The 16,258-nt window shown below is 63.6% G+C and carries 27 protein-coding genes; 1 reads left to right on the top strand and 26 read right to left on the bottom strand.

Annotation, left to right across the window (positions count from 1 at the left end; translation table 11 throughout):
* Nucleotides 1-5: 5 nt before the first annotated feature.
* A complete protein-coding gene (gene rplO, locus OU682_RS07550) occupies nt 6-482 on the bottom strand; it encodes a 50S ribosomal protein L15 (protein ID WP_268941460.1) in 477 nt (158 codons plus the stop codon).
* A gap of 215 nt (nt 483-697) precedes the next feature.
* On the opposite strand from rplO, the gene OU682_RS07545 reads away from it, so the two are divergent.
* Entirely contained in the window at nt 698-1,306 is a 609-nt protein-coding gene (locus OU682_RS07545; protein ID WP_268941459.1) for a hypothetical protein, read from the top strand.
* A 3-nt stretch (nt 1,307-1,309) separates the two neighbouring features.
* On the opposite strand, the gene OU682_RS07540 is transcribed toward OU682_RS07545, so the two are convergent.
* From OU682_RS07540 to rpsL, 25 genes are all read right to left on the bottom strand, one after another.
* A complete protein-coding gene (locus OU682_RS07540) occupies nt 1,310-2,020 on the bottom strand; it encodes a hypothetical protein (RefSeq protein WP_268941458.1) in 711 nt (236 codons plus the stop codon).
* 144 nt (nt 2,021-2,164) lie between these two features.
* Nucleotides 2,165-2,350 (bottom strand): 50S ribosomal protein L30, encoded by a 186-nt coding sequence (gene rpmD / locus OU682_RS07535; protein WP_268941457.1) that lies wholly within the window; start codon nt 2,348-2,350, stop codon nt 2,165-2,167.
* A 12-nt stretch (nt 2,351-2,362) separates the two neighbouring features.
* Nucleotides 2,363-2,929: a 30S ribosomal protein S5 gene (gene rpsE, locus OU682_RS07530; RefSeq protein ID WP_268941456.1), complete on the bottom strand. Its 567-nt coding sequence runs from the start codon at nt 2,927-2,929 to the stop codon at nt 2,363-2,365.
* A 115-nt stretch (nt 2,930-3,044) separates the two neighbouring features.
* On the bottom strand, nt 3,045-3,404 hold the full coding sequence (gene rplR, locus OU682_RS07525; RefSeq protein WP_154763369.1) for a 50S ribosomal protein L18: 360 nt from the start codon (nt 3,402-3,404) through the stop codon (nt 3,045-3,047).
* Between the two features lie 12 nt (nt 3,405-3,416).
* Entirely contained in the window at nt 3,417-3,950 is a 534-nt protein-coding gene (rplF, locus tag OU682_RS07520) for a 50S ribosomal protein L6 (protein WP_268941455.1), read from the bottom strand.
* A 12-nt stretch (nt 3,951-3,962) separates the two neighbouring features.
* On the bottom strand, nt 3,963-4,361 hold the full coding sequence (gene rpsH / locus OU682_RS07515) for a 30S ribosomal protein S8 (RefSeq protein ID WP_268941454.1): 399 nt from the start codon (nt 4,359-4,361) through the stop codon (nt 3,963-3,965).
* A gap of 9 nt (nt 4,362-4,370) precedes the next feature.
* Nucleotides 4,371-4,676, bottom strand: coding sequence for a 30S ribosomal protein S14 (rpsN, locus tag OU682_RS07510; RefSeq protein ID WP_268941453.1), 306 nt, complete (start codon nt 4,674-4,676; stop codon nt 4,371-4,373).
* Between the two features lie 17 nt (nt 4,677-4,693).
* Complete coding sequence (gene rplE / locus OU682_RS07505) at nt 4,694-5,254, bottom strand: 50S ribosomal protein L5 (RefSeq protein WP_268941452.1); 561 nt, start codon at nt 5,252-5,254, stop codon at nt 4,694-4,696.
* On the bottom strand, nt 5,254-5,559 hold the full coding sequence (gene rplX, locus OU682_RS07500) for a 50S ribosomal protein L24 (RefSeq protein ID WP_268941451.1): 306 nt from the start codon (nt 5,557-5,559) through the stop codon (nt 5,254-5,256). Before rplX ends, rplE begins: the two co-directional genes overlap by 1 nt.
* Nucleotides 5,559-5,927, bottom strand: a complete 369-nt coding sequence (gene rplN / locus OU682_RS07495; RefSeq protein WP_010400243.1) for a 50S ribosomal protein L14 — start codon at nt 5,925-5,927, stop codon at nt 5,559-5,561. The genes rplX and rplN overlap by 1 nt, the downstream gene beginning before the upstream one ends.
* A 76-nt stretch (nt 5,928-6,003) precedes the next feature.
* A complete protein-coding gene (gene rpsQ / locus OU682_RS07490; RefSeq protein WP_268941450.1) occupies nt 6,004-6,249 on the bottom strand; it encodes a 30S ribosomal protein S17 in 246 nt (81 codons plus the stop codon).
* Nucleotides 6,250-6,261: 12 nt separating this feature from the next.
* The gene (gene rpmC, locus OU682_RS07485; protein WP_167623482.1) at nt 6,262-6,468 is read right to left on the bottom strand and encodes a 50S ribosomal protein L29; all 207 of its coding nucleotides are present in this window, start codon (nt 6,466-6,468) and stop codon (nt 6,262-6,264) included.
* Nucleotides 6,469-6,666: 198 nt separating this feature from the next.
* Nucleotides 6,667-7,080, bottom strand: a complete 414-nt coding sequence (gene rplP, locus OU682_RS07480) for a 50S ribosomal protein L16 (protein WP_268941449.1) — start codon at nt 7,078-7,080, stop codon at nt 6,667-6,669.
* Nucleotides 7,081-7,091: 11 nt separating this feature from the next.
* A complete protein-coding gene (gene rpsC / locus OU682_RS07475; RefSeq protein WP_268941448.1) occupies nt 7,092-7,808 on the bottom strand; it encodes a 30S ribosomal protein S3 in 717 nt (238 codons plus the stop codon).
* The gene (gene rplV / locus OU682_RS07470; RefSeq protein ID WP_207101257.1) at nt 7,808-8,188 is read right to left on the bottom strand and encodes a 50S ribosomal protein L22; all 381 of its coding nucleotides are present in this window, start codon (nt 8,186-8,188) and stop codon (nt 7,808-7,810) included. The genes rpsC and rplV overlap by 1 nt, the downstream gene beginning before the upstream one ends.
* 5 nt (nt 8,189-8,193) lie before the next feature.
* Nucleotides 8,194-8,472 carry a 30S ribosomal protein S19 gene (gene rpsS / locus OU682_RS07465; RefSeq protein WP_126155998.1) on the bottom strand — a complete coding sequence of 93 codons (279 nt, stop codon included), beginning with the start codon at nt 8,470-8,472 and terminating at the stop codon, nt 8,194-8,196.
* A 3-nt stretch (nt 8,473-8,475) separates the two neighbouring features.
* Nucleotides 8,476-9,315 (bottom strand): 50S ribosomal protein L2, encoded by an 840-nt coding sequence (rplB, locus tag OU682_RS07460; protein ID WP_268941447.1) that lies wholly within the window; start codon nt 9,313-9,315, stop codon nt 8,476-8,478.
* A gap of 96 nt (nt 9,316-9,411) precedes the next feature.
* Nucleotides 9,412-9,708 carry a 50S ribosomal protein L23 gene (locus OU682_RS07455; RefSeq protein WP_268941446.1) on the bottom strand — a complete coding sequence of 99 codons (297 nt, stop codon included), beginning with the start codon at nt 9,706-9,708 and terminating at the stop codon, nt 9,412-9,414.
* Nucleotides 9,705-10,325: a 50S ribosomal protein L4 gene (gene rplD, locus OU682_RS07450; protein WP_268941445.1), complete on the bottom strand. Its 621-nt coding sequence runs from the start codon at nt 10,323-10,325 to the stop codon at nt 9,705-9,707. The genes OU682_RS07455 and rplD overlap by 4 nt, the downstream gene beginning before the upstream one ends.
* Entirely contained in the window at nt 10,325-11,188 is an 864-nt protein-coding gene (gene rplC / locus OU682_RS07445; protein WP_268941545.1) for a 50S ribosomal protein L3, read from the bottom strand. The genes rplD and rplC overlap by 1 nt, the downstream gene beginning before the upstream one ends.
* 12 nt (nt 11,189-11,200) lie before the next feature.
* A complete protein-coding gene (rpsJ, locus tag OU682_RS07440) occupies nt 11,201-11,509 on the bottom strand; it encodes a 30S ribosomal protein S10 (RefSeq protein ID WP_089386317.1) in 309 nt (102 codons plus the stop codon).
* A gap of 302 nt (nt 11,510-11,811) precedes the next feature.
* Nucleotides 11,812-12,987: an elongation factor Tu gene (gene tuf, locus OU682_RS07435; protein WP_268941421.1), complete on the bottom strand. Its 1,176-nt coding sequence runs from the start codon at nt 12,985-12,987 to the stop codon at nt 11,812-11,814.
* 66 nt (nt 12,988-13,053) lie between these two features.
* Nucleotides 13,054-15,177 carry an elongation factor G gene (gene fusA, locus OU682_RS07430; RefSeq protein ID WP_268941444.1) on the bottom strand — a complete coding sequence of 708 codons (2,124 nt, stop codon included), beginning with the start codon at nt 15,175-15,177 and terminating at the stop codon, nt 13,054-13,056.
* Between the two features lie 18 nt (nt 15,178-15,195).
* Nucleotides 15,196-15,666, bottom strand: coding sequence for a 30S ribosomal protein S7 (gene rpsG, locus OU682_RS07425; protein WP_268941443.1), 471 nt, complete (start codon nt 15,664-15,666; stop codon nt 15,196-15,198).
* 12 nt (nt 15,667-15,678) lie between these two features.
* Complete coding sequence (rpsL, locus tag OU682_RS07420; protein WP_022705687.1) at nt 15,679-16,050, bottom strand: 30S ribosomal protein S12; 372 nt, start codon at nt 16,048-16,050, stop codon at nt 15,679-15,681.
* Nucleotides 16,051-16,258 lie beyond the last annotated feature (208 nt).

Genomic DNA, 16,258 nt, shown 5'->3' with positions numbered 1-16,258 from the left:
ACAGCTTATTCCGCCGCCGCGGCCACAGCAGGCAGCGTCACCTTGCCGCCGGCCTTCTCGACCGCCTCGACCGCCGATTTCGACGCGCCGGTGACCGAGATGGTCACGGCCGAGGTCAGTTGGCCCTTGCCCAGCAGGCGGACGCCGTCCAGCTTGCGGCGCACCAGGCCCGATGCGACCAGCGAATCCTCGGTCAGCTCGGCCGAGGCGTCGATCTTGCCCGCGTCGATGAAGGTCTGGAGCTGGCCCAGGTTGATCACCGCGAAGGACTTGGGGTTCGGCACGCTGAAGCCGCGCTTCGGCAGGCGGCGATACAGCGGCATCTGGCCGCCTTCGTATCCGTTCAGCGCAACGCCGGAACGCGAGGACTGACCCTTGATACCACGGCCGGCGGTCTTGCCCTTGCCCGAGCCGGGACCACGCGCCACGCGCTTCTTCTTGCGGTTCGCGCCTTCGTTGTCGCGGATTTCATGCAGTTTCATGTCGCTTCTCCTAAGCCGGACGCGCCCCCGAAGCGAAAGTGGGGCGGACACGGCATGTCTTGTTTCGTGAGTCGGTGCCCTGCGGCACCCGCGGGCGTATAAACGGAAGGGCCGCGCGGGGCAAGTCCTGCTTTGCGCCCCGGACAAGCGGATGTGAGTTGCCGTTGCCGGCCGCCGCCCTATCACAGGCCGCATCAGCTTTCGGATCCTGGCCCATGAATCGCATTACCCTTGCTTTTGCCGTCCTTTTCTCCACAGCTTTTGCCGCGCAGGCCGAGCCGACCTTCTGCACCGCCCGGATCAACGGCCAGGACGTGCCGCTGGCCTATGACAAGGACGAGCCGGGGTTGCGCGACCATTTCAGCCGGCGCGAGATCCTGTTCACCTCCTGGGGCCGCGACACGTGCCCCAGCTATGTCGTGTTGCGCAGCCTGACGCCGGACCTGACGGACGACCAGCGCGGCCCTTTCTGCCTGCGCCACGACAAGGCCAGCGATTCGATCATCGGCTACGACCTGGGAAGCCGCGATGCCTATGGCCGCTGCGAGGCGCCCGCCACGACCGTGTGCCAGCGGGTCAACCAGACCAAGAACGCTGCGGTGGCGATCAGCGGGGCCGCGGCGCGCGGCGCGGCCAAGGGCGCCCGGGCCCTGCCCGACGGATCGGGCGCCGTGATCCTCAGCGGATCGCAGAGCTATATCACCGGCGCCCTGTCCTCGATGGGCGGCGCGGCGGCGGCCCTGGCCTCCTCTCCGGCGATCGTGGCGGGTGCCGCGGTGTCGGTCGTGGCGGTCGGAGGCGCGGTCTATGCCTGCCGCGAGTAGCGCTCAGAACTCCAGCCAGGTGCCGATCCTGAGAGCAGGCTCGCCCGGGCCTGCGAAGGGCGCGACAAACCCGATCTCCAAACGGATGGGGTCCGACAGCTCATAGACGACCGAACTGGCGAGCTTGGCCGAGAAATCGCTGTCCTTGCGCGCCTCTAGCCGAAGCTGGTTCACCAGGGCCCAGGAAGGCGTCGGGCGCAGGCCGACGGTCAGGTCCAGCTTGGCTATCGTCTCGGGCGTCAGGTAGGCATATTCGACTTCGGTGAGGCCGTCCCGGACAGTCACTTCCTCGGTCTTGCCCGCGACCTTGATCCGAGCCTCGGCGCTGAGCCAGCCGCCATCCCAAAGGCCCGAAAAGCTGCGCCCCCACATCAGGGCCGCCTGCCCCAGCGGCAGCACTTCTCCGTCGCGCCGGATTGCACCAAAGCCCAAGGAATAGGACAGCTTGTTCGCGCCCTCACCGCTGTCCAGCGGCTTCTGATACCAGACGAGCGCGGCGGTCTCGCCGACGTTGGTATAGCTGACCTCCAGCCCCAGCGTCCTGCGGCGGCTCAACCCGTATTCGGCATAAAGCCCCGTATAGGAATTGCCGTCCTTATCGCGCTCGCCCGACAAGGAGACGAAGGAATGCCCGGCGTCCCGCGGCCAGGGACCGGCATGGCCCATCGCCGCAAGAAGAAGCCAGACAATGCAGCCGGCGATAACGCGCGTCACAGGGATCGTCCCGTCCGGTTGAAGTCGCCGCCGACCGTAAGGGAGAAATGGTTAGCACAAGGTTAACGGCAGCAAGGACAGGCCGGGACAAAACAAAACGCCCCGGATTTCTCCGGGGCGTTCTTCCTGGGCAATCCTCGCGGATCACGCCTTTTCTTCGATGATCTTCACCAGATGCGGGATCTTGGCGACCATGCCGCGGATCGCAGGGGTGTCCTGCAGTTCGCGGGTGCGGTTCATCTTGTTCAGGCCCAGGCCCTTCAGCGTTTCGCGCTGGATGGCGGGGCGGCGGATCGGGCTGCCGATCTGCTTGACGACGATAGTTGCCATTCGCCTGTCTCCTTACGCTTCGACGGCTTCAGCAGCCGGCTTGTTGTCCTGCGGCAGGATGTCGGCCACCTTCTTGCCGCGACGCTGCGCGACCGAACGGGGGCTGGCTTCCTTTTTCAGGCCGTCCAGCGTGGCGCGGATCATGTTGTAGGGGTTCTGCGAACCCTGCGACTTCGCCACGACGTCCTGAACGCCCAGCATCTCGAACACGGCGCGCATCGGACCACCGGCGATGATCCCGGTCCCCGGAACGGCGGTCCGCATGATCACCTTGCCGGCGCCATGACGGCCCTCGATGTCGTGGTGCAGGGTGCGGCCGTCACGCAGCGGGACGCGAACCAGCGAACGCTTCGCCTGCTCGGTCGCCTTGCGGATCGCTTCCGGCACTTCCTTGGCCTTGCCCTTGCCGAAGCCGACGCGGCCACGCTGGTCGCCGACAACGACCAGAGCAGCAAAGCCGAAGCGCTTGCCACCCTTGACGGTCTTCGACACGCGGTTGATTGCAACCAGGCGATCCTGGAATTCCGGGTTTTCCTCGCGCTCTTCGCGGCGGCCCCGACGGTTATCACGTTCTGCCATGAGGCATTCCTTGTAAGGTGGCGCTTCGCTTGCGCCGATTGTTTCAATCCAGGTGGGGCAGCCCCGAAAGGCCGCCCCCCGGATCATCGGGGTGGCGCAAACGCCACCCGCATCATCAGAACTTCAGGCCACCTTCACGGGCGGCGTCGGCCAGAGCCTTCACCTTGCCGTGGAAGATGAAGCCGCCGCGGTCGAAGACAACCTCTTCAACACCGGCAGCCTTCGCACGCTCGGCAATCGCAGCGCCAATCTTGGCGGCAGCCTCGACGTTGTTCTTGCCGACCAGGCCAAAGTCCTTCTCCAGCGTGCTGGCCGAAGCCAGCGTCACGCCGTTCAGGTCGTCGATGACCTGAACCGAGATGTTCTTCGAAGAACGGTGAACCGACAGACGCGGACGGCCGTTCGACATCGCCCGCAGTTTGTTCCGAACGCGCAGGCGGCGCTTCTGGAACAGCTCTTGCTTTTTCAGTGCCATTTCATGCGCCCCTTACTTCTTCTTGCCTTCCTTGCGGAAGACGAACTCGCCCTTGTAGCGGATGCCCTTGCCCTTGTAGGGTTCGGGACGGCGCCACTCGCGGATGTTCGCGGCCACCTGACCAACCAGCTGCTGGTCGATGCCTTCCACGACGATTTCGGTCTGCTTCGGCGCCGTGATCGTCACGCCTTCCGGCGTTTCGAAGTTCACGTCGTGCGAATAGCCCAGAGCCAGCTTCAGGGTCTTGCCCTGCATGGTGGCGCGGTAACCCACGCCCTGGATTTCCAGCTCTTTCTTGAAGCCTTCCGACACACCGACGGTCAGGTTCTCGATCATCGAGCGAGTCATGCCCCACTGCTGGCGCGCGCGCTTCGAGGTGCCGCGCGGTTTCACCGCAACGGAACCCTCGTCCAGCACCAGATCCACATCGTCAGTCGCCGTGAAGCTGCGGGTGCCTTTCGGACCCTTCACTTCAATGGTCTGACCCTTGATCTCGGCCGACACGCCCTTGGGCAGAGCGACCGGCTTCTTACCAATCCGAGACATCTGCTGCCCTCCTTAGAACACGGTGCAGAGGACTTCGCCGCCGACATTGGCATTGCGAGCCGCTGCATCCGACATGACGCCCTTGGGCGTCGAGACGATGGAGACGCCCAGACCCTGGCGGACCTGCGGGATTTCCTTGGCGCCCGCGTAAACGCGGCGGCCAGGCTTCGAGACACGCGACAGCTCGCGGATGACCGGAGCGCCGTCGTGGTACTTCAGACCGATCTCCAGCTCGGCATGGCCGGCTTCGGTGGTCACTTCTTCATAGCCGCGGATGTAACCTTCGGCTTTCAGCACGTCCAGAACCCAAGCGCGCAGCTTGGAGGCCGGGGTGCGCACGGTCGATTTGCCACGCATCTGCGCATTGCGGATGCGGGTCAGCATATCGCCGAGAGGATCGTTCATCGACATGTTGCCCCCTTACCAGCTGGACTTGACGAGGCCGGGGATCTGACCGTTCGAGCCAAGCTCGCGCAGCATGATCCGCGACAGTTTCAGTTTGCGGTAATACGCGCGCGGGCGGCCGGTCAGTTGGCACCGGTTGCGCAGGCGCGTTTCCGACGAATTGCGCGGCAGTTCGGCCAGCTTCAGCGAAGCCTTGAACCGCTCTTCCATCGGACGGGACTGGTCGTTGATGACCTCCTTGAGGGAGGCACGCTTGGTCGCGAATTTCGCGATCAGACGCTCGCGCTTCTTCTCGCGCTCGACCATGGATTTCTTTGCCATATCACTTACCTCCGCGATCAGCTGTTGAAGGGCATGTTGAAATGCTTCAACAGCGCTTTCGCTTCCGCGTCGGTCGGCGCGGTGGTGCAGATGATGATGTCCATCCCCAGAACTTCGTCGACCTTGTCGAAGTTGATTTCCGGGAACACGATGTGCTCTTTCAGGCCCATGGCATAGTTGCCGCGGCCGTCGAAAGAGGTGCCCTTAACGCCGCGGAAGTCGCGGACGCGCGGCAGCGCGATGTTGATCAGGCGGTCCAGGAATTCGTACATCCGGTCGCCGCGCAGGGTCACCTTGGCGCCCAGCGGCATTTCTTCCCGGACGCGGAAGCCCGCGATCGAGTTCTTGGCTTTCGTGATGACGGCCTTCTGGCCGGCAATCAGCGACAGCTCCTCGGCGCCCTGCTTCACCTTCTTGGTGTCTTTCACGGCTTCGCCGATGCCCATGTTCAGGACGATCTTGTCCAGACGCGGGATCTGCATGTCGTTCTTGTAGCCGAACTCTTCCTTGAGAGCGGCGCGGACCTGCTCGCGATAGACCGCCTTGAGGCGCGGCGTGTACTTGGTTGCGTCCAGCATCAGATCACGTCTCCCGTGGTCTTGGCGAAACGGACCTTCTGGTCGCCTTCCATGCGGAAACCGACGCGGGTCGCCTTGCCGTTCTTGTCCAGCAGCGCGAGGTTCGACAGGTCGATCGGCATCGCCTTCGGCGTGCGGCCGCCCTGGGTCGTCTGGGTCTGGCGCTGGTGACGGATCGCGATGTTGACGCCGTCAACGACTGCCTTGTTGTCCTTAGGGAACACGGCGGTGATTTCGCCCTGCTTGCCCTTGTCCTTGCCGGCAAGGACGACGACCTTGTCGCCTTTTTTCAGCTTGGCAGCCATTACAGCACCTCCGGAGCGAGCGAGATGATCTTCATGAAGTTCTTCGCGCGCAGCTCGCGGACGACCGGCCCGAAAATACGGGTGCCGACCGGTTCGCCCTGGTTGTTCAGGATGACGGCGGCGTTGCGGTCGAAGCGGATCGAGGTTCCGTCTTCGCGCTTCACTTCCTTGGCGGTCCGAACGACCACGGCCTTGCGGACGTCGCCTTTCTTGACCCGGCCCCGCGGGATGGCTTCCTTGACGGAAACGACAATGATGTCGCCCACCGACGCATAGCGACGGTGCGAACCACCCAGGACCTTGATGCACTGAACCCGGCGAGCGCCGGAGTTGTCAGCAACATCCAGATTGGTCTGCATCTGGATCATTTGGTTTCTCCCGACCTTTGGGGACCGCGACTTGCGGCCCCAGGGTTTCGATCATTTCTGATCTGTGATGATGGACTTACGCGGAAACCGCTTCGTCCGTCAGGACAGTCCAGCGTTTCGTCTTCGAGATGGGCGCACATTCGACGATGCGAACGACATCGCCCACCTTGAACTGGTTGTTCTCGTCATGCGCCCGGTATTTCTTGGACGAACGAACGGTCTTGTGCAGCAGCGGGTGCTTGAAGCGACGCTCGACCAGGACGGTGATGGTCTGTTCGTTCTTGTCGCTGGTGACGCGGCCTTGCAGGATGCGTTTGGGCATGGGCCAGGCTCCTTAGTTCGAGGCCGCGGCTTCCGCCGCTTTCTGGTTCAGAATGGTCTTCACACGGGCCACGTCGCGGCGAACGGCGCGCATGCGGGCGGTGCTTTCAAGCTGGCCGGTGGCCTGCTGGAAACGGAGGTTGAAGGCCTCCTTCTTCAGCGCGACAAGCTGGTCTTTCAGCTGGTCGGGCGTCTTCGACGTCAGATCCTGCGCTTTCATGCGCCTGTTCCTTTCAACATCACCGGAGAGCCCCTGCACGCAGGGCCACCCTGATTCCCGGTGGAGTTTCATGATGAAGGCCTGCCCATACAGGCAATGCCGGTTTCGTGCAACCCTTTTCCCGCCAGGAAAAGGAAAACCCCGCCGGTCTTCCGGCGGGGTCGTGTCACATAAGGTGCGTGCCTGCACGCACCGGACTTACCAGTCTTCGCGCGCCACGATGCGGGTCAGCACCGGCAGCTTGTTCGCGCCAAGACGCAGGGCTTCACGCGCGATCTCGTCGGACACGCCGTCGATCTCGAACATGATGCGGCCGGGATGGACGCGGGCGGCCCAGAAATCGACCGAACCCTTGCCCTTACCCATCCGGACTTCCGTCGGCTTCGACGAAACCGGAACGTCCGGGAACACCCGGATCCAGACCCGGCCCTGACGCTTCATGTGACGGGTGATCGCGCGGCGGGCCGCTTCGATCTGACGGGCGGTAACACGCTCGGGCTCGGTGGCCTTCAGCGCGTAGGACCCGAAGTTCAGGGCGAAGCCGCCCTTGGCTTCGCCGTGGATCCGGCCCTTGTGCTGTTTGCGGAACTTGGTCCGTTTCGGTTGCAGCATCTTATTGCTCCTTAGCGCGCGTCGCGGTCACGGCGCGGACCACGGGGAGCCGGACCTTCCTGGGCCTCGGCGGCCTTGCGGTCGCGGGCCTGGGGGTCATGCTCCATGATCTCGCCCTTGAAGATCCACACCTTCACTCCGATGATCCCGTAGGGGGTCGAAGCTTCGGCCAGCGAATAGTCGATGTCGGCGCGCAGGGTGTGCAGCGGCACACGGCCTTCGCGGTACCATTCCGTCCGCGCGATCTCGGCGCCGCCAAGGCGGCCCGACACGTTCACGCGGATGCCCAGGGCACCCATGCGCATCGAGTTCTGCACCGCACGCTTCATGGCGCGGCGGAACGAAACCCGGCGCTCCAGCTGCTGGGCGATCGACTCGGCGACCAGGGCCGCATCGACTTCCGGCTTGCGGACTTCGACGATGTTCAGGTGAACTTCCGACTTGGTCAGGTTCGCCAGCTTGTTGCGCAGGACCTCGATATCGGCGCCTTTCTTGCCGATGATCACGCCCGGACGCGCAGCATGGATCGTGACGCGGCACTTCTTGTGCGGACGCTCGATGATGACGCGGCTGACGCCGGCCTGCTTGGCTTCCTTCTTGATGAAGTCCCGGATCTTCAGGTCTTCAAGCAGCAGATTGCCATAGTCCTTGTCGTCGGCATACCAGCGGCTGTCCCAGGTGCGGTTGACCTGCAGGCGCATGCCGATCGGATTGACCTTCTGACCCATTACGCTTGCTCCTCGACTTGGCGCACCTTGATGGTGATTTCCGAAAACGGCTTCATGATCTTGCCATAACGGCCACGCGCCCGCGGGCGGCCGCGCTTCATCACCAGGTTCTTGCCGACCCAGGCTTCGGCGACGACCAGGTTGTCGACGTCCAGACCGTGGTTGTTTTCAGCGTTCGCAATCGCCGACTGCAGGCACTTCTTCACGTCGCCCGCGATGCGCTTGTGCGAGAAGGTCAGGTCGGCCAGGGCCTTGTCCACCTTCTTGCCGCGGATCAGCTGCGCGACGAGGTTCAGTTTCTGCGGCGAGGTGCGAAGCATCTTCGTTTTCGCGAACGCCTCGTTCTCCGCCACGCGGCGCGGATTCTGTTCCTTACCCATGACGATTACTTCCTCTTGGCTTTCTTGTCCGCCGCGTGGCCGTAATAGGTCCGCGTGGGCGAATATTCACCGAATTTCTGGCCGATCATTTCCTCGGTCACCGCAACGGGGATGTGCTTCTGCCCGTTGTAGACGCCGAAGGTCAGGCCGACGAATTGCGGCAGGATGGTCGAACGACGCGACCAAATCTTGATGACGTCGGATTTTCCCGAGTCACGGGCCTTTTCCGCCTTCTTGAGCACATAGGCGTCAACAAAGGGGCCTTTCCAGATAGAACGTGCCATAGGTCAGCGCCCCTTCTTCTTCGCGTGACGCGAACGCAAGATGTACTTGTCGGTCGCCTTGTTCGAGCGGGTCTTCTTGCCCTTGGTGTCCTTGCCCCAGGGCGTGACCGGCGTACGGCCGCCCGAGGTCCGGCCCTCACCACCACCATGCGGGTGGTCGATCGGGTTCATGGCAACACCGCGAACGCTGGGACGGATGCCCTTGTGGCGGTTGCGACCAGCCTTGCCCAGGTTCTGGTTCGAGTGGTCGGCGTTCGACACGGCGCCGATGGTCGCCATGCATTCCTGACGCACCAGGCGCAGCTCGCCCGAGGACAGGCGGATCTGGGCATAGCCGCCGTCACGGCCGACGAACTGGGCATAGGTGCCAGCCGAACGGGCGATCTGGCCGCCCTTGCCGGGCTTCAGCTCGACGTTGTGGACGATCGTGCCGATCGGCATGCCGCTGAAGGGCATGGCGTTGCCGGGCTTCACGTCGACCTTGGCGCCGGCGATGACCTTGTCGCCCACGGCCAGGCGCTGCGGCGCGATGATATAGGCGCGCTCGCCGTCTTCATAGGAGACCAGCGCGATAAAGGCGGTGCGGTTGGGATCGTATTCGATCCGCTCGACCGTGGCGGCCATATCGAACTTGTTGCGCTTGAAATCGACGATGCGATACAGGCGCTTCGCCCCGCCGCCCTTGCGGCGCATGGTGATCCGTCCGGTGTTGTTCCGACCGCCGTTCTTGGTCAGGCCTTCGGTAAGGGCCTTGACCGGGCGACCTTTCCAAAGCTCCGAACGGTCGATCAGAACCAGCCCGCGCTGGCCAGGCGTCGTCGGTTTATACGACTTCAATGCCATCTTTCTGTCTTCCGTTGCTTTGGACCAGGTTTGGTCCGTTACTTCCAAAAGATCAGCGGCCCCGGATGAACCGGGGCCGCAGATTCGCGCCTACTATCAGAGTCCGGTGGACACGTCGATAGTGTTGCCCTCTTCGAGGGTGACATAGGCCTTCTTGACGTCGCTGCGGCGGCCGAGGATGCCCCGGAACCGCTTCTGCTTGCCCTTGGTGATGGTCGTGTTGATGGCCTTCACCTTGACGCCGAACAGGGCCTCGACCGCTTGCTTGATCTGCGGCTTGTTGGCGTCCTTCGCCACCTGAAACACCACGCCGTTGTTCTCGGACGTCATGGTGGCTTTCTCGGTGATGATCGGCTTGACGATCACGTCGTAATGTTCAGCTTTCGCGCTCATTTCAAACGAGCCTCCAGAGCTTCGACACCCGACCGCGTGATCACAAGCGTGTCGCGCTTCAGGATGTCATACACGTTGGCGCCGATCGAGGGCAGGATGTCCACGCCTTCGATGTTGCGGGCGGCGCGGGCGAAGCCTTCGTTGACCTCGGTCCCGTCGATCACCAGGACGCGCTTCCAGCCGTTTTCCTTGACGGCCCTGGCGACGGCGGCGGTCTTGGCGTCGGCGAGGTTCAGATCCTCGACGATGACCAGTTCACCCGCAGTAGCCTTGGCGGACAGGGCGTGCTTGAGGCCCAGTGCGCGCACCTTCTTCGGCAGGTCGAAGGCGTGCGAGCGCGGGGTCGGGCCCTTGTAGGTGCCGCCGTGACGGAAGGTCGGCGCCTTGCGGGACCCGTGGCGAGCGCCGCCGGTGCCCTTCTGGCGATAGATCTTCTTCGTCGAATAGCTGACATCCGACTTGCCCAGCACCGAGTGGGTGCCCGCCTGCGCCTTGGCGCGCTGCCAGCGGACGACGCGCTGCAGGATGTCGCCGCGCGGCTCCAGCCCGAAGATCTCGTCGGCCAGCTCGATTTCACCGGCCTTGCCGGTGTCCAGCTTGATCACATCGAGTTTCATCACTTGTCTCCTTCGGGCGCAGCGTCGCCATCCGAAGCCTTGTCGGCCTGGATGGAAGCCTGAGCCTCGGCCAGCGCGGCTTCCTCGGCAGCGGCGGCCTCGGCAGCAGCAGCCTCGCGGGCGGCTTCCTCGGCGGCGGCAGCTTCGGCAGCGGCGGCTTCAGCCAGGCGCTTCGCTTCTTCGGCAGCCGATTTCAGCGCGGCGGGGTAGATCACGTTCTCGGGCGTCGCTTTTTTCACGGCGTCCTTGATGGTGACCCAGCCACCTTTCGAGCCGGGGACCGAGCCCTTGACCATGATCAGGCCGCGGTCCGCGTCGGTGCGCACGACCTGCAGGTTCTGCGTGGTCACACGGACCGCACCCAGGTGACCCGCCATCTTCTTGCCCTTGAACACCTTGCCGGGGTCCTGGCACTGGCCGGTCGAACCGTGCGAACGGTGGCTGATCGACACGCCGTGCGAGGCGCGCAGACCGCCGAAGTTGTGGCGCTTCATGGCGCCCGCGAAGCCCTTACCGATCGAGGTGCCGGCGATGTCCACGAACTGACCCGCAAAGTAGTGGTCAGCCGTGATTTCCTCACCGACGTTGATCAGGTTTTCTTCGGCGACGCGGAATTCCGCGATCTTGCGCTTGGGCGCGACCGAGGCCTTCGCGAAATGACCGCGCATCGCGGCGGTCGTGCGTTTGGCCTTGGCAACCCCTGCGCCCAGCTGGACGGCGGTATAGCCGTCGCGCGCAGCGGTGCGCTGGTCAACAACCTGCAGGTTGTCCAGTTGCAGAACGGTGACGGGAACCTGACGGCCGTCTTCCATGAACAGCCGGGTCATGCCCAGTTTCTTGGCGATAACACCAGTACGCAGCATCATCCGCCCTCCTTACACCTTGATCTCGACGTCCACGCCGGCGGCGAGGTCGAGCTTCATCAGCGCGTCAACGGTCTGCGGGGTCGGATCGACGATGTCCAGCAGACGCTTGTGGGTGCGGATTTCCCACTGGTCGCGCGACTTCTTGTCGATGTGCGGGCCGCGCAGGACGGTGAATTTCTCGATCTTGTTCGGCAGCGGAATCGGGCCGCGAACGGTCGCACCGGTGCGCTTGGCCGTGTTGACGATTTCCTGGGTGCTGGCTTCCAGCACGCGGTAGTCAAACGCCTTCAGCCGGATACGGATATTCTGACTTTGCATAAGTCATCCCTCTGACGGGGAGTTCCAGTTGAGAGGCTGACCTCGCACCACGCGGGACCAGCGTCGAACCGTATAAAAAAGTGCAGGCCGCCTTTGGATGGCGGCCATGCGCAAGGCAGGCGAATCTCGGCACGCGGCGGATTCGGCTGCGATGCGGGCCTATAGCGCCTTTGGAAGGCAGCCGTCAAGCCCGATCGGTAGTGCCGCACCCCATGAAAAAGGCCGCCCCTTCCGGAGCGGCCCTTCATCTGCAGCAGCTGCCGCAGGGCGCGTGTTCACACGCACCCCTGCCCCGGCGATCCTTACTTCAGGATCTTCGAGACCACGCCGGCGCCGACGGTGCGGCCGCCTTCGCGGATGGCGAAGCGCAGCTTTTCTTCCATGGCGATCGGGGCGATCAGCTCGACCTCGAACTTCAGGTTGTCGCCCGGCATCACCATCTCGGTGCCCTCGGGCAGCTTCACGGTGCCGGTCACGTCCGTGGTCCGGAAGTAGAACTGCGGGCGGTAGTTGGCGAAGAACGGCGTGTGGCGGCCGCCCTCTTCCTTGGTCAGGATGTAGGCCTCGGCCTCGAAGGTCGTGTGCGGCTTGACCGAACCCGGCTTGCACAGCACCTGGCCGCGCTCCACGCCGTCGCGGTCGACGCCGCGCAGCAGCGCGCCGATGTTGTCGCCGGCTTCCCCGCGGTCCAGCAGCTTGCGGAACATCTCGACGCCCGTGCAGGTGGTCTTGCGGGTGTCGCGGATGCCCACGATCTCCAGTTCGTCGCCGACGTTGACCGCGCCGCGCTCGACCCGGCCCGTCACAACCGTGCCGCGGCCCGAGATCGAGAACACGTCCTCGATCGGCATCAGGAACGGCTGGTCGATGGCCCGCTCGGGGGTCGGGATGTATTCGTCCACGGCGGCGATCAGCGCGCGGATCGAGTTCTCGCCGATCTCCGGATCACGGCCTTCCAGCGCCGCCAGCGCCGAGCCCTTGATGATCGGAATGTCGTCGCCCGGATAGTCGTAGGAGCTCAGCAGCTCGCGCACTTCCATCTCGACCAGTTCCAGCAGCTCCTCGTCGTCGACCTGGTCGACCTTGTTGAGGTAGACGACCATGTAGGGAATGCCCACCTGGCGGCCCAGCAGGATGTGCTCGCGCGTTTGCGGCATCGGGCCGTCGGCGGCGTTCACCACCAGGATCGCGCCGTCCATCTGCGCCGCGCCGGTGATCATGTTCTTCACGTAGTCGGCGTGGCCCGGGCAGTCCACGTGCGCATAATGGCGCGCTTCCGATTCGTATTCCACATGCGCCGTCGAGATGGTGATCCCGCGCGCACGCTCTTCCGGCGCGCCGTCGATCTGGTCATAGGCCTTGAATTCACCGAAATACTTCGTGATCGCAGCCGTCAGCGTCGTCTTGCCGTGGTCAACGTGACCAATCGTGCCAATGTTGACGTGCGGTTTCGTCCGTTCAAACTTTGCCTTTGCCATGGCGCAGGGCTCCTTGGTTCGTCTTGTTCATGTGATGCGGGCGGGGCTTTCGCCCCGCCGCGCATGTCAGGCGTATTTCTTCTGGATCTCGTCAGAGATGTTCTGCGGCACGGCCTCGTAATGGTCGAACTGCATCGTGAACACCGCGCGGCCCGAGGACATCGAGCGCAGGTTGTTGATGTAGCCGAACATGTTGGCCAGCGGCACGAAGGCGTCGATGACGTTGGCGTTGCCGCGCGAGTCCTGCCCGCGGACCATGCCGCGACGGCTGGTCAGGTCGCCGATGATCGAACCGGTGTATTCCTCCGGCGTCACGACCTCGACCTTCATGATCGGCTCCAGCAGCTTGGCGCCGGCCTTGCGCAGGCCTTCACGCATCGCAGCGCGCGAAGCGATCTCGAAGGCCAGGACCGAGGAGTCGACGTCGTGGAACGCACCGTCCAGCAGGGCGACCTTGAAGTCGATCACCGGGAAGCCCGCCAGCGGACCCGAGTCCATGACCGACTTGATGCCCTTCTCGACGCCCGGGATGTATTCCTTCGGAACCGCACCGCCGACGATCTTCGATTCGAACGAGTAACCCTCGCCAGGCTCGGTCGGGTCGATCTGCAGCTTCACGCGCGCGAACTGGCCGGTACCGCCGGTCTGTTTCTTGTGCGTGTAGTCGATCTCGGCCGGCTGGCTGATCGTTTCACGGTAGGCCACCTGGGGGGCGCCGATGTTCGCCTCGACCTTGAACTCGCGCTTCATGCGGTCGACCAGGATGTCGAGGTGAAGTTCGCCCATCCCCTTCATGATCGTCTGGCCCGATTCCAGATCGGTTTCGACGCGGAAGGACGGGTCCTCGGCGGACAGGCGCTGAAGGGCGAGGCCCATCTTCTCCTGGTCGGCCTTCGACTTCGGTTCCACGGCGATCTCGATCACCGGCTCAGGGAAGGTCATGGTTTCCAGAACCACCGGCTTGGCGGGATCGCACAGCGTGTCGCCCGTGGTGGTGTCCTTCAGGCCCGCCAGCGCGATGATGTCGCCTGCAAAGGCTTCCTCGATCTCCTCGCGGTTGATCGAGTGCATCATCATCATCCGGCCGACGCGCTCGCGCTTGCCCTTGGTCGCATTCAGCATCTGGTCGCCCTTCTTGAGCTGGCCAGAATAGATCCGCGTGAAGGTCAGCGAGCCCACGAAGGGGTCGTTCATGATCTTGAACGCCAAGCCCGAGAAGGGCTGCGCGTCGTCCGCGTTCCGCTCGATGTTGCGGGTTTCCGTCTCGTCGCCCGGCGCGAAGCCCAGATAGGCCGGCACGTCCAGCGGCGAAGGCAGATAATCGATCACGGCGTTCAACAGGGGCTGCACACCCTTGTTCTTGAACGACGATCCAGCGGTCACCGGGAAGAAGGACAGCGACAGCGTGCCCTTGCGGATCAGACTGCGCAGGGTCGCCTCGTCAGGCTCGTTGCCTTCCAGATAGGCTTCCATGGCGGTGTCGTCCTGTTCGACGGCCAGTTCGATCAGGTTCGAGCGCCATTCGTCGGCCACGTCCTTCAGGTCGTCGCGGATCGGCTGGCGGACCCAGCTCGCGCCCAGGTCTTCACCCTTGTAGACCCACTCTTCCATCTTCACTAGATCGACGATGCCTTCCAGCTTGTCCTCGGCGCCGATCGGCAGGGCGATCGGGCACGGGGTGCCGCCGGTGCGGTCCTTGATCATCTTGACGCAGTTGAAGAAGTCGGCGCCGATCTTGTCCATCTTGTTGACGAACACGATCCGCGGAACCTTGTAGCGGTCGGCCTGGCGCCAGACGGTCTCGGTCTGGGGTTCAACACCCGCGTTGGCGTCCAGCAGGCAGATCGCGCCATCCAGAACGGCCAGCGAACGTTCCACCTCGATGGTGAAGTCCACGTGGCCCGGCGTGTCGATGATGTTGAAGCGGTACTTGGTGTCCGAAGTCCCTTCCGAGGTCGGGTCTTCCTGGCGCTGCCAGAACGTGGTGGTCGCGGCAGACGTGATCGTGATGCCGCGCTCCTGCTCTTGCTCCATCCAGTCCATGGTCGCGGCGCCGTCATGCACTTCGCCGATCTTGTGCGACTTGCCGGTGTAGTAAAGGATGCGCTCGGTCGTTGTCGTCTTGCCGGCATCGATGTGGGCCATGATGCCGAAGTTACGGTAACGCTGCAGCGGATATTCGCGTGCCATGGTCTGGATCCTTTTGCCTTACCAGCGGTAGTGGCTGAACGCCTTGTTGGCGTCGGCCATCTTGTGCGTGTCTTCGCGTTTCTTGACGGCGGTGCCGCGGCCGTTCACGGCATCGGCCAGCTCGCCCGCAAGACGCTCTTCCATCGTGTGTTCGTTGCGCTTGGCGGCAGCCGTGATCAGCCAGCGGATGGCCAGGGCCTCGCGGCGGATCGGGCGAACTTCGACGGGAACCTGATAGGTGGCACCACCGACGCGGCGCGAACGCACCTCGACAGAAGGTTTCACGTTTTCGAGGGCCTCGTGGAAGACTTCGATCGGCTCGCGCTTCAGGCGGGACTGGACGCGGTCCAGGGCCGAATAAACGATGCGCTCGGCAACCGATTTCTTGCCGTCAACCATCAGGTTGTTCATGAATTTGGTCAGCACGCGATCGCCAAATTTGGCGTCGGGCAGGACTTCGCGCTTTTCAGCGGCGTGACGACGGGACATTGATGCCTCTCCTTACTTCGGACGCTTCGCGCCGTATTTCGAACGACGCTGGCGACGATCCTTGACGCCCTGGGTATCCAACACACCGCGCAGGATGTGGTAACGGACACCCGGAAGGTCTTTCACGCGGCCGCCGCGGATCAGCACGACGCTGTGTTCCTGCAGGTTGTGCTTTTCGCCCGGGATATAGGAGATGACCTCGAAGCCATTCGTCAGGCGGACCTTGGCCACCTTACGCATAGCGGAGTTCGGTTTCTTTGGCGTCGTGGTATAGACGCGCGTGCAGACGCCGCGCTTCTGCGGGCAGCCCTGAAGGTGCTGCGACTTCGAGCGCTGCACTTTCGGCTGCCGCGGTTTGCGGATCAGCTGTTGGATCGTCGGCATTCGGTTCCCCGTCTTGCTCTGTCAATACTCGCAACCAGACCGGTTGCGCCGCTTCTCGACGGCATTCCGTGCGAATCACGAAACGCCAAACCCATCCGGCCCCGGTTTCCGGGGTGGACGGGAAAATTCCAGAGGATCGGGGCAGTCGAAGGCCCGGATCGTGACCACAAAAGGTTCTGGCCCCCAAGCGGTTTCCCGCCGGGTGTGG

The sequence above is a fragment of the Paracoccus benzoatiresistens genome (assembly GCF_026913015.1).
GTDB lineage: Bacteria > Pseudomonadota > Alphaproteobacteria > Rhodobacterales > Rhodobacteraceae > Paracoccus > Paracoccus benzoatiresistens.
Note: the sequence above shows the minus strand (reverse complement) of the source record. Positions and strands in the feature narration are given on the sequence as shown.